Origin of the sequence: Pseudomonas capeferrum, assembly GCF_013523055.1 — a bacterium.
Lineage (GTDB): Bacteria > Pseudomonadota > Gammaproteobacteria > Pseudomonadales > Pseudomonadaceae > Aquipseudomonas > Aquipseudomonas capeferrum_A.
The window spans coordinates 108,750-121,482 of record NZ_JAAMQM010000015.1 but is presented as its reverse complement, the minus strand read 5'-3'; the positions used below and the strand labels follow the sequence as shown (position 1 = coordinate 121,482).

Here is a 12,733-nt window from a genome sequence, read left to right as displayed (position 1 = left end):
AGTGGCAGCGCAGACTATCCTTAAGAACTGGCAAAACAGCTTGCATAGATAGCACCACTGGCGTGTAGCAGCGTTGGATCAGAGGTCCTTCGCTGTCTCCTCCCTATTTATTCAAGAAGACCGCTATGAACGTCACCGACCGCCTGAAGTTCTCGCCCTATGCTCCTGTGCGCTATCAGAAAGAGATCTGGTGGATCTTTGCGGTGGAAGCTGCTCGCGCCAGCTGCGTTCTAAAGGATGGGCGCATTGCGTACCACCTAATGGATAAAATTCAAGATGAGCTAGTTGAGCCGGCCTTGCGGGTTGGGATGGAGCAGCTTAGGCAGGAATTCCCAGGCTCGGCTGAACGTGGCCATTTGGCGTGCGCAATCGGTGCAAAGATGGCGGAGATGCGTCATTGGGTGCCGCTTGCCGCTCAGTTCTTCAATTGCGGACGCCAGATATTCGACCTTACAGATGAAGTGGTCGAGATGCTGGAGCAAACGGATTTCGGCGACTGTACGCTCGAAGGTTGGCACCCACCTTATGAGGCGTTCTTTGTTCATTTCGGCAAGCGGGATGCTATCCGTCTCCCTTGGGGAGAAGATTTTGAGTATCTAGATGGTGCTTTCGTTGCAATGACCCCATACGATGAACAAGGCAACGTGCGTTTGAAACTCGGGTTCTCGACGTGCAAGAAGGGTGGTGAAGGTGTGATGTCGCCGGGCTACTTTATGGATTTCACACCGGAGGAGCAGGCTATGCCGGTGGCGCTGGCCATTGAGCATGCTATCGCCCGTCGCGCCAGCAACTTTTTAGATCAACTCGATGACTCCGAGTCAGCTAAAGCGCTAAACGCTCATCGGCGTGCTGAAATCAATGACTGCGGAGAAATCTTAAAGCAGGCCTCAAGTTTGATCGTGAATGTCTTGTTCTACCTGGAGTCGCTTGGTACTCAGCGGCGTCTAGAGCCAGGTCGAGACGCCCCAACTGACTACACGGTACGTTGGGAGCAGTCCAACCCAAGACAACGTGAGAAGTTGAAATCAAAATTGCTGTCCGAGGGCTATACGGCGGTATACCTACTTGGCCGAGAATTCTCATCCTCTAATACAGCTGCGCACGGAGGCCACCGTCGCGCTCATTGGCGGCGGGGCCACTGGCGACGCCAACACCACGGTCAAGCCAACAGTCTTATCAAACGGAAATGGATAAAACCGCAATTAATCGGCGCTAGCTCCGCGGATGATTTAACAGGCCACATCTATGTTGTCGGCAACCCTGAAACCCCCGACACACAGCACTGATCCACAGAATGTAAGCGACTGGGGCTTTGCTCGCCGGTGACTGAAATACCTTGACTACCAGCAGCAAAGCGAGCATCACCCCACCAGCGACCATAACCAGTGAGCTAACAGGCAGCCTTCAGTAGGGCGCCGGCAGTGACCAACCTGCGTCACTCGATTTGAGCCTGAGTAGAGTCCGGGGTGCGGCGGCGCGGGCGGGTGACTACAACTGATCGAGCTATATGTTGCGACAGTTTTAATTCTCTAAGTCCAGCCCCAACATCTGGGCTGCGCGTCAAGTCCATTAAACCGTGCGGAGGACTTTAACGACAAAGCCCGCCAATGGCGGGCTTTGAGGATTGCGCGGGTGTCAGTGAGCTGGGTTGAAGATCAGCACGCCGATCCCAAGCATGAGGAAGGGCAAGCCTATCGCTCCCATCACCGCAGCCGCATCTAGCGCGAAGTACTGCTCACACGCAGCGCCCGAAATCAAAAAGCCCAGCATGAGCACCGCTAGGGCGGCGAAACCCCTGACGAAAACCACCACAGCTATGCCAGGTTCATTCGGGGAGGCCGGCGCCGGCCACCCCATCGCTGACTACTCGGCGTAGGCGTCCAGTTGCTTCTTCAGCTCCAAGCGCTGAGCATTGAGCATCTGGTTGAGCTGATCCGCTTTGAACACATCGAAAGGTGCCCGCAGGAAAGCCATCACCTCGATCGGTGCCGATGTCTTGCGTTCGACCTTGCTCGGCTGATCAGTCGTCGAACTGCTGGGCAGGCCAAGCATCTTGGTGCAGCCGCTGCTCGTGTAGTCGTAGCAGCCGACCTTCGCCTCACTGGCCAGTACGGCGCTGCGAAACGAGACACTGGGGAAGATGGTGGGAATACCAATCACACCAATCATGATGAGAATCAGGCCCAGCGCGCTGCCTCTGAAGGCTTGCAGGGCGCCCCCCATGATGCACATGAAGCTGAAAAATGCGCAGATGAACGACAGCGATGGCGGAACAACCAACCAGGAAGCGTTGTGCAGGTCCTCGGCGCTCACAGGAGCCTTGAAGTTAAGGACGGCGGTACTGATTGCCGCAAATACGACGTACACAACCACCGCGGCCATGAAGAGACTGGCGAAGATCAGTGATCCCTCGCCGGCGTTACCCGGTGTTGGATCGAAGTAGTCATTGGAAGAGTCGTGGTCACTCATGACGCTCACCTGCCTGGTTGGTGTTCGAGGAAGGCTGGGCTGCAGCTTCAAGTCCATGCGGATGATGTTCTTTCAGCACAAGCCGCTGCTCATCAAGCATCTGGTTAAGTCGATCCGCTTTAAACACATCGAAGGGAGCTCGAACGAAAGCTAGCAACTCGATCGGCGCCGAGGTCTTGCCCTCGATCTTGCTAGCCTGGTTGGAACCAGTGCTGTTAGGCAGCCCCAGCATCTCGGTACAGACACGGCTGGTGTAGTCGTAACAACCCACCTTCGCCTCACCCGCCAGAACAGCGCTGCGGAACGAGACACTCGGGAAGATAGTGGTGGCGCTCACACTCCCGGCAATGATCAGTACCAGGCCGAAGGCGCTGCCCACAAAAACGCGGAAGGCTCCAATGACGAACGCGAAGACGCTGGCACTGGATGCGATGAACGAGATGGTTGGCGGATTCACCAGCCAAGAGGCATACCTCAGATCCTCGGGGCTGACAGGAGCCTTGAAGTTCAGAACGGCGGTGCTGATGACAGCAAGTACGGTGTACAGCACAAACACGGCAAGGAACACTCCCACGACTACCAGGGCCCCATTGCCGGCCTTACCAGGTGCGGGTGCGGATTCGAATTGGTCATTGGAAGAAACGTGGTCACTCATGATGCTCACCTGTTTGGTGTGTAGTTAGGGGTGTAGGGAGGGTGTAGGACTGGTTCATCAAACCCTTGTGGATCTCTTCTGCCAGTTCCAGGCGCTGCCTATCGAGCATGTGGTTGAGTCGATCCGCTCTGAACACATCGAATGGCGCTCGAAGGAATGCCATCACCTCGACGGGGATGATTAGATGTCGAGCCGCTCGACCTGACTGATGAAGGCTGGCTGGACTGCTGGACAGGCCCTGAATGTCGCTGCAGGTATGGTTGGCGTACTCGTAACAGCCAATTTTCGCTTCCCCCGCCAGTACGGCGCTGCGGAAGGAGACGCTTGGAGAAGATGAAACGCCCGCAACAAAGCTGACCATGAGTACGCCCAGGCCGAGGGTCATCGGCCTGATCATTTGCATATAGAGCAGGAGCCACAAGCCGGACAATGCGCCGAAGATCGCGGTGTAAATGGGTGGGGAGAAGACCAACCAGGTTGCATGCTGAAGCTCCTCAGCACTCACGGGCACCTTGAAGATCAGAACGCCTATGCTGACTGCCGCAATCACGACGTACAACACCACCAATCCAAGGAACACCGACCTGAATGTCAGCCTCCCCTCGCCGGCCGAATCTGCTGCGCGAGCGAGGTATTCGCTGGATGAATCGAAGTCACTCATATTGCTCACCTACTGTGTTCGAATTCCGGGTATGGAATGGTCCTGAGCTCTAAAGCTTTAGGTCCCTGCGGATCTCTCGGGCCGACGGCATTGCGCGGTACCGATGCACGGAAACCCCCACGGCCCTCATCAGTTCGTCACGACGACGGTCCTTTGCCTTGGCCTTCGAGCTGTTGTGCGTGGAGTCGTCGACCTCGACCAGCGCCACCGGCTTGAGCTTCTTGTCGCAGAGCAGGAAGTCGCAGCGGTTGTGGGCCACCACATGCCGTGCGTGGTTCTTGTCGGTCATGGCGGTGGCCTTCACCTTGATGAAGGCACCGAACACGACCTGGGGAGCGATGACCAGGTCGTTGCCAACTGCCTCCCTGAGTCGCCAGAAAAAGTCCTGCTCGCGCTCGGTGAGCAGGGGGATGCACTGGTAGTGCTTGGTTGAGTAGCCTTTGCGCCCCTTCAGCATCTTGAGGGCGACATACCCCATGGCGCAGACCACCAAGATCGGGACACCCAACCCGTCCAGGCCATTGAAAATTGACATCTTTCCTCCTGATTAGATTCTTTACGCGTACCAATACGCTTGCTGGTTAAAAAATGGCGAGTAGTCCGCCTGTGATGTTGGTCAAGTAAATCTAATTACGCATCCAAGCCGGGAGGAGCACCTCCGCCCCGTTCCTTCAGCAAACCTGCCCTGGGTATTGCTCGTTGGGCGTGAAACCGTTAGGGTGATTCAATCCCTCCTGGCGACACTCTCGTGTCGTGCACCACCTCCCTCCTGACCTCCTGTATCCGAAGCAAGTCACCTGCCTGCATTCATGCGCGCCGACTTGACCAATCATACAAACGAACCATTTGAAGCCTGCCCGCCAGGCACGTTCATGAGCGCCAGCGAAGCCGCTATCCGTGGTCTTCCAAAAGGTGTCCGGTGACCGCCGGCAGCTGATGCGAGGGCTCGACACTCACAACCCGCTTGCCACGTCGAGAACCCCGGCCTTTCCCGTCGCCCGCGGCTTCCGCCTCCTTCACCGCCCGAGCGGCCATGCCCTCATTGACCATGTCCAGGATTTCCTGAGACATCCGCTGCTGCACAATGCGAGAGTTCCCCATGCGGTAGTTCGCGTCGGTGCGCTCGGTATCCGCAGCCTTCGCCCACTCCCTCAGGGTGTCCCGTGCCTCGCCGATGCTCCCCTTGATCTTGACGAAGATCTCGAACATCAGCGGGTCAATGGAAACGGATGATTTCTTGGATTTTCCTCCCGCTTCCCGGCGGTAAAAGATCCGGATGAAATCGTCAGCCATGTCCGCCCCCTGCAACGATCAGTAGGTAGTGCATCAGGCCACTTCCAGGTGCAGGTCACTGACCAGGCGCCCGGTGATATCTGGGCAACTGATGAACAGGCCACCATGCAGGCGACCCTGACGCACCATCGAGGCAACGGTATCGGCCGCCTGGGATACGGAGACACCCACTACGCCTGCGATCGCCACCGCAGTAAGGGCCGCATGACGCAGGATGGCCAGCTCGATGCGCGACTCAACCTCATCGCCCTCGAACAGCAGGGCAGCATCGGCACCGACCAGCTCAGCCACTTTGGAAAGCGCCCCCACGCCGGTGATCGCAGCAAAGGTCTCGGCCTCTTGTTCAGGACTCACAACCAGCGATAGGCCCCCCACTTGTTCGGTGTGCTTCGCGACAGGTACCACCGCTTCACCCACCACCCCAGCGGTCTCGCAGTAACGCAAAACTGCCTGGATCTGCTCATTCACCTCAATGGATTCCATCGCACGGGTCAGCGCCACGTACAGCAGGTGGAGCTCTTGGCGCAGCTCAGGGGTATCCAGCACCAGCGGCAGGCCGGCATCGGTGATCAGGTTGAGGAAGTCGCTCAGCAGAACCACCTGCGGGAACTCCAAGCCTTTCGAGCGGTGGGCAGTACACAGAATGACGGTCGCGTCGTTGATGTCGCTGACGCAAGCATCCTTGATCCGCTGTACCAGGCTCGGGATTTGATCGCCGTACTGCTTGGCAACACTGATGAGGGCGTGAATCTCTTTGTCATCGGTGTCGTTGGCATAAGCCTCCAGATCCTGGAGAGAGCGGAACGCACTGAGCAAAGGATCGCGCAGACGGACACCCGTGTTGGCTCGCAGGTGGTGCACTTCAACGAGCTTGTCGAACGGGTACTCGTTGACGCCACCCACGAAGTGAAGACGCTGGCCTTCCAGCAACTGGACAGCACTGGCGAACAGCTTCGCATTGGTGCGCCCGATGATTGCGTACGGTTTGGTGCGGTCGACGGCGAAGCGGGTAGTCAGCTCATGACGTGAGCTGCGCACTGGATCCTGCTCGCCGGCGAACTCACGCAAGAGCATGGTTGCCAGATCGGCGATGCCGGCGCCATAACGGTGGCTCTCACTCAGCGATACGACCTGGTTGAACTGCGACGGCTCGAAGGTGTTGTAGGCACCACGGAAACCGAAGATTGCCTGGAAGTCGTCACCGGCCAAGCGCAGCGGGCAGTTCTGGCGCAGGATGACCGCAGCAAAGACAGGATTGGTGTCTTGGTACTCGTCCAGAAGGATCTGGTCGTAGCGGTGGCTCAGGTCAGGGTCACCCAGACTCCACAGTTTCAGGTAGCCATCATGCGGCATTCGCAGGTGAGTGGTTTCCAGGAACTCGGCACGCTCGGCTTGGCTCTCGCCGCACCCGCGAGACCATTGGCGCAGGCGCTGCAGGTCTTCCCAAACAAGCTTCGCCCACTCCGCAGCTTTCTGACGGTCATCGCCAACGATCTGTGCCGGCACATGCGCTACCAGGATCTCCCGGTCTGCCGAAACCATGTAGTTGTGCAGGGTGACGTACAGGTGGCGAGCAAACGCCATTGGGATCTTGTACTGCTTCGCCAGCTGGGATGGGTGGAGATCATCTTGCTTGCCAACCTTCTTGAACTGGCCACCGACTTCCCAAGCAAGCCCATGACTGGTCTTGGTGGTCACGTTGTCAGGGAAGCGAGCAGCTGCGTCTTCTTTGTTGGCCTTGCCAAAGGTGACATACAGCAGGCGCTGGGTTGGGAACCGCAGGGCGTGCTCGATGAGCAGCGAGGTCTTACCAGCACCGGCCTTGGCGCGGATCAGCAAGCGCTTGGCGGTACTGACCAGAGCAACAGCCTGGTCTTTGTTTGGGGTGAAAGCTTTCGCGGCCATTGCCGGCCTCCTTGAGGTGTGAGTGGTGAATCAGTCGTCGTCTTTGCGGAACATGTTGAGGCTGTCATTGAAGATGCAGTGAGGGTCTTCCTGATCCATCAGCCGGACCTTCTTGCTGCGCTTTGTATTGGAGTCAGCAAACAGGTTGAAGAACAGGACCATCGGGATACTGGCTGCGATGACCAAGAGCAAAGAGCCGGCGAAGGCCCAGCCACCAAAGGCGTGTCGAACGTATGCAGCAAACAGGCAAGCTGCCGCAGCCAGAGCGATCGACCCGACCCCCTTCCCAACCTGTTTCAGCACAAAGGATTTGTTCATCTCGGCAGCTCCTTGGCACAACCATTTATGACTCAACGATACCTATAGATTTGTATAGATGCAAGGCAAATTATAGTTACGTGTTACAAATGCAGGCACAACCATTTATGGCTCTACTGCGAGAAAAGCGTTGGGCGTCAGCACAACCATTTATGCCCGCGGGGAGATAAAAGCGGGGAATCCATAGCACAACCATTTATGCTCATGCGAAGCCATAACAGCCGGCCCCATCGGCGCCGATACATCGCCCAGCAACCAAAAGGGAGGAGCTCGCGGGCAGATAGAGCCCGGGCCGAAATCGCCTATGGGCACGTATGCATGCAATGAGCTGAGAATAATGGAGGCGATGAAGTGCTTCCCACCCACGGGACACAGAACAGAGAAAAGCGGTCCCAAGCAGCCTGAGCAGAGACGAATCCGACCAGGCTAAAGAGGCACCACCCGGCACCAGGTGCTGACCACCGCCAGCCTATCGTCCATACCGGCCAGCCCGGGCGCACTCGGCACCAAAGCAGCAGGGTCCGCCCTCGCCAGGCAGATCTCATATCGACCCACCGCCAGCCAAGCATCACACGCTGCGAGCCGGATCGATCACCGCCATCGCAGATGTAACTCCACCCACCACCGTACGCCTGACATCGCACTCTGCCGGGCAGGTCCAGCTGCGCATCGGGCAAGTCAAGGATCGCAAGCCGCCGTATCAGATCCCACACCGCCAGCCACCGACCGCCGGGCATCACAATCTGCCGGCCAGGGCCAACTGCAGCACCGGGCAAGGTAAGGATCGCAAACCATCGCATCAGATCCAGCAGCACCAACCACCGGCCGCTACCGATCATCAGTGGCCAGCTGCAGACCAGGACCAAGACCAAGACCAGCATCCAGCGCCTGCACAGCTGACCGCAGTAACCCCCGTCGTATCCTTCTCAGCCCGTCGCTTTCCTCCCCTGTCAGATCCTTCTTAGGGTCGCCACCGACAGCCTGTGAGCTGTTTCGCTGGACGCAGCCTCCGGGAGCTGGTGGTCGAGCGCCGGCCGCGGCCGCAGAGAAACAGGCACAAATGGTTATGCTGCCGGCGGTAGCAAAAAGCGCAAATCCGCGGCAGCAGAACGATCGCCAGCACAATGAAATGCCAATGCAACAGCAGCACGACCGAAACCCCAAACTAGCGATGGCACAACTCAATAGTTAGAACTGGCGCGAGAACAATAAGAGCCCACTACTCATGCTCTCACGCGCAACAGATGACGTAGAAGGCGCAGTGAAAGAATGGAGATGAAGAAGAGAAAAGAGAAAAGAGTATCTACAGCGGAAGAATGAGCCAACTTCGGTAGCAGCAGGGAGCCGGCGGGCGCAGAGGCAAAAGCAGCACAGACGGAACTGACAGGTGCACAATCGCCGCCGCGATGAACAGAAACTCAAACCAAGCTTGCAGAATGAGGTGCGACACAACGAGCAGCGGGAAAATAGATTCCGGCACAACGAGCAGCGGAAAAAGAGATTCAGCCACATGAAGTGCCGCCGCCAGAATGAGATTGATGGTGCGACCGGGAGAAGAGAAAATGAATGAAGAGAATTAAATTAGATTAAGGGAATGGGCGCGAGGCAGTTCGAGTCAAACACCGCCAGGCCCAAGTAGAAGTCAGCTCATCACCGTATGCAAAAGCAATTATCAGCGGCCTGATCACACTACGCTCAGAAAGAGCTCGGATAATACTTCACAAAATCACCGGTAGGCTTCTGGTCGGCTTTACCAAAGCCGCGGGATTCCACTACGCATAACACCGGTACGCTTCTAGTCAGCTGCGCCAACGCCGGTGGTCACACTGCACATAACATCGGTAAGCTTCTAGTCAGCTTCGCCAACGCCGCAGAGTCACACATCGCATAACACCGATTTGCTTCTAGTCCGCTTCGCTCATAGCCCGGTTCCTACTTGGCCTGTCACCGAATAGTTTCTGGTCTCGCTCAGCCACAAAAAAGGCCCTGCCGACGTTGATCGACAAGGCCTTCACGAGTTTGTTTAAGGATTACTCATCCACGTCGAGCTCTCCTTCAAACTTTGTTTCTACCTGGTCTAGCATGCTGCCCACCAAAGCCTCAAGGGATGCCAGATCATCTTCCCTAGCCTTGAGCGTTAGCTTTACGCCATGGCTCATATTCCGCACGCGCTCATGCATTTCGGCTCTGAGGTCAAAGAGTTTGGAAACCCTTTCACACAGGCTCAGAACCAGCTTGTGATTGGGCTCGAACTCTCGCGCTCGCTTCACTCTCTTCGTGAGCCCTTTGTGACTTACGTTCGTGGACATCCATTTCCCCTTGCCAGCCTTGAGCTTTCGGTAGACCCGGACAAAAGGCCTCGATTGGCCCCGGTGCAGGTTGAAATCAATCCCTATGCGCCCCGTCTGGAACGGCTGCATGACGTAGAGCAATTCGCCCATGCGGACCAGGAGCTGATCGATGCGAATTAGGTAGTCGACGGCAGTGTCGACCGACTCCTTACCTTTGCGCCGCAGCTCTTCGAAATCGTCGATGGAGGGGGGGTTGTGTATAGCCATTGTTTAAGCGTTCGCCGGGGGGTTGTGTATAGCCGCGCCGAGGGGCGCATTCTGGCGAATTCTCTTTGTGCTTATACAGTATTGTCAATACGTGTTATGTATCTTAGACTCCCAGCAGTGCATACAGCGCAGTAGGTACTTCGCACTGCACTGTATGCACTGCACACTGCACAGTGCGCATCGTCAACCCTTCTAAGTCACTGGTTTATAGAGGTTTTATTTCATGAAAGGTCGCGTCGCAATCGGTTTGGATGCGGGTCGTAGCGCCATTAAAGTCGTCGCTTACCACGACGGCAAACGAACTGAGATCATGTACCCCACTCTGGCGGTTCCAGCCGTCGAACTCACCGACCCGACGACTGCGGCTCGCGCCCAGACCGAGACCGAGGTTGTCGATGGAAAGGCATACTTCACTGGCGATACCGCTCGCCTCCAGGGCAACCTCACATCCTCTATTGGGTTGAACGACAATTGGACGGATACCCCGGAATACCTGGCGCTTATTCAGTCGGCTTTTACCAGGCTCCGTGCCAAGGGCGTTCAAGGAATTGATGACGCATTTGTCATCATCGGCACACCGTCCAAGTTGTTCGGCTCTCGCAAGGACAGCTTGGTCGAGCGCACTAGAAAAGCACTCCCTAAAACTGTCGAGTTGAAAGCACTTCCTCAGCCAATGGGCGCTTACTGCGACTACATCCTTGATCAGTCGGGCATGCCCATTGAAAATTTGATCAATGGTGCTAACGGAAGGCCAAAATCCTATGGCGTCATCGAGGGAGGTCATTACTCGACTGACTTCCTTTTGATGAGGGAGGGTCAGTACATTGAACGGGGCGCTGATTCTTGTGCCGGGATGAGTGCAGCGGCTGAGCAGTTGCGCCGCATCTTGGGCAAGCGCGAGATTCAAGCAAGCCTGGTGGAGTGCGAGGAATCGTTCAGCACCAAATCTCTTTTCCAGTACGGCCAAGAGGTAAACATTCAAGAGCAGGTGACCGAAGCTCAGCAGCACGTGGTTCAGGAAGTTATCTCTAAAGGTAACTCTTTGTTTTCCGATGATGCACGGTCGCTCAATGGGATTTTGGTTGCGGGTGGTAGCGCCGAGGCGATCTATGCTCGTGCCAAAGATGTATGGCAACACAGCATTCTTGTAAAAAATCCTCGCTGGGCTGTTGCTGACGGTTTTGCTCGCTATGCCCTTGGACAAATCATCCGGAGCATCGTAAACGCGAATGCCAAAAGGGTGTCTGCTGTAAATGGCTAAGTTAATTCGTGTATATGACCCTAATGAAACTGAGCGCAAAATAAATCTGAATATCCCAGAGGACGTTTGCCCAGGTTTGCTGGAGTTCATGTCCGAACTGCCATACGGTAAAGACACGCCTCTTATCAGGGGTGTCTTTTATCAGTGGTTTTTGAGCCACAGTGAGGCCGGCACCCTAGACCAAGCTCTGAATGACGCTCTTGCTGGCCCGGGGGGAATGATTGCGACGGGCCGCCAATCCAAGCGTGAAAGTGCAGCTCCACCGACTCGAAAAAAACGGGTACCACGGCAGCGAGAGATCACCGCAAAACCTGGGGCTGTCAAAGCTCCTGCAGTCGAGCCACCCTCAGAGCCCCTAGCTCCCGCTGAACCGATGGAGCCGGCCTTGGTTGTCGAGGAGGTTCGCCCTTCCCTGCAACCTGAGCCGGTGTCCCTCCAGACAGGTGCTCCTTTGCACACTGGTGCTGTCGAGGTTCACGTAGAGTCTGTACCTGTCGCCACACCACCTGTCCACGGTATGGGTGCTCAGGACTCACTCATCGACCAACAGCCTCAGATGCTCTCAAGCGCAGATGCCCTTGATGAGGCCAGCCCATCGCATGACTCTCAAGATGCGACACCGGCCGAACCTACAAACGCGCAAAAGGCAGCACTCGACGCGTTGGGCACCATGTTCTAGCCCTCCACAAAAAAATCAGGTGAATGATGAAAATTGGCTCCAAACTGCTGAATGTGGCTCAGCGCTTAGCGGCAACCATGACCGACTTTGTCCTGGTATCGCTGGTTTTGGGAGTATCGCTATCACTACTGGCTCTCGTCATGGCTCATACCGCCCATGTCGATACGGAAGGTCCCTTCGACGTATCTACTCCCGGCCTGAGCTGGACAGAAGGCGCTGCGCTTAGCTTGGCACCGTACTTCCTTGTACTGTTGCCTTTGGTGTGGTTGATCTACGAGGCAACACTGACCAGATTCTGGCGGGGCACCACCGCCGGCAAGCTGTTGTTCCGTGTCAGGACAGTCTCGCTCAAGGGCAACCTGTCCATCTGGCAATGCATCTTGCGCACCACTTTGAAAATCATGTCCGTCTTGCTTTTGCTCAGCATCGGGCATCCGCTCGTGCTAGTCGTTGTGCTTGCAGCCTTCGTCTCAGTTCCGGTTTTCACTGTGAAATCCCAGTTCATCTTCGACCTCATGGCCTCCACCACCGTAGCTAAACGGGGCACATGACTACTCGGCAACAAACGCATGACCGGCCTTAGGGCCGGTTTTTTTTTGGCCCAGGGTAATCGTGTTTATCAGCCCATGTTGAACATCACCTTAGGCAAAGTTAACGGATACTCCCACTGGAGAAGCCAGTCAGGTCCGAGGTCGCGAAGCCTCCTTTGTAGTCAGCCACACGGTAACGGGTTAGCGCACTACCCACATACCGCCTGATATCTCCGCTCCCTAATGCATCCCCTGTGTTTGCCTCTGTGTTCTCGACTCGGTGATGCACCGCCAGTCTTTGAGATCAGACAAATTCGTCGAGTCCGGGCTTCTCCCTAGGAACTGACAACACAGCTGGACGATTAGGTCGAAGCGGTTATCCCTCAGGTCGCTCACCACTACGT

The 12,733-nt window shown here is 56.3% G+C and carries 11 protein-coding genes; 3 read left to right on the top strand and 8 right to left on the bottom strand.

Going from position 1 to position 12,733, the window contains the following annotated elements:
- The first annotated feature begins 125 nt into the window (after positions 1 to 125).
- The gene (locus G7009_RS17820; protein WP_181131309.1) at positions 126 to 1,286 is read left to right on the top strand and encodes a hypothetical protein; all 1,161 of its coding nucleotides are present in this window, start codon (positions 126 to 128) and stop codon (positions 1,284 to 1,286) included.
- A 577-nt stretch (positions 1,287 to 1,863) separates the two neighbouring features.
- Here the strand turns inward: G7009_RS17820 and G7009_RS17815 are convergent.
- The 8 genes from G7009_RS17815 to G7009_RS17780 form a co-directional block, all read right to left on the bottom strand.
- Entirely contained in the window at positions 1,864 to 2,469 is a 606-nt protein-coding gene (locus tag G7009_RS17815) for a hypothetical protein (protein WP_181131308.1), read from the bottom strand.
- Positions 2,462 to 3,124 carry a hypothetical protein gene (locus tag G7009_RS17810; protein WP_060514646.1) on the bottom strand — a complete coding sequence of 221 codons (663 nt, stop codon included), beginning with the start codon at positions 3,122 to 3,124 and terminating at the stop codon, positions 2,462 to 2,464. The genes G7009_RS17815 and G7009_RS17810 overlap by 8 nt, the downstream gene beginning before the upstream one ends.
- Positions 3,117 to 3,785, bottom strand: coding sequence for a hypothetical protein (locus G7009_RS17805; RefSeq protein WP_181131307.1), 669 nt, complete (start codon positions 3,783 to 3,785; stop codon positions 3,117 to 3,119). Before G7009_RS17805 ends, G7009_RS17810 begins: the two co-directional genes overlap by 8 nt.
- Positions 3,786 to 3,834: 49 nt before the next feature.
- Entirely contained in the window at positions 3,835 to 4,320 is a 486-nt protein-coding gene (locus G7009_RS17800) for a DUF2726 domain-containing protein (RefSeq protein WP_060514643.1), read from the bottom strand.
- Between the two features lie 356 nt (positions 4,321 to 4,676).
- Positions 4,677 to 5,078 (bottom strand): hypothetical protein, encoded by a 402-nt coding sequence (locus G7009_RS17795; protein ID WP_060514642.1) that lies wholly within the window; start codon positions 5,076 to 5,078, stop codon positions 4,677 to 4,679.
- 33 nt (positions 5,079 to 5,111) lie between these two features.
- On the bottom strand, positions 5,112 to 6,983 hold the full coding sequence (locus tag G7009_RS17790; RefSeq protein WP_181131306.1) for a UvrD-helicase domain-containing protein: 1,872 nt from the start codon (positions 6,981 to 6,983) through the stop codon (positions 5,112 to 5,114).
- A gap of 30 nt (positions 6,984 to 7,013) precedes the next feature.
- Entirely contained in the window at positions 7,014 to 7,301 is a 288-nt protein-coding gene (locus G7009_RS17785) for a hypothetical protein (RefSeq protein WP_060514640.1), read from the bottom strand.
- A 2,030-nt stretch (positions 7,302 to 9,331) separates the two neighbouring features.
- Positions 9,332 to 9,859 (bottom strand): hypothetical protein, encoded by a 528-nt coding sequence (locus tag G7009_RS17780; protein WP_060514639.1) that lies wholly within the window; start codon positions 9,857 to 9,859, stop codon positions 9,332 to 9,334.
- A 223-nt stretch (positions 9,860 to 10,082) separates the two neighbouring features.
- Between G7009_RS17780 and G7009_RS17775 the strand changes: the two genes are divergently transcribed.
- On the top strand, positions 10,083 to 11,120 hold the full coding sequence (locus G7009_RS17775; RefSeq protein WP_060514638.1) for a ParM/StbA family protein: 1,038 nt from the start codon (positions 10,083 to 10,085) through the stop codon (positions 11,118 to 11,120).
- 705 nt (positions 11,121 to 11,825) lie between these two features.
- Complete coding sequence (locus tag G7009_RS17770; RefSeq protein WP_060514636.1) at positions 11,826 to 12,350, top strand: RDD family protein; 525 nt, start codon at positions 11,826 to 11,828, stop codon at positions 12,348 to 12,350.
- The last annotated feature ends 383 nt before the right edge of the window (positions 12,351 to 12,733 follow it).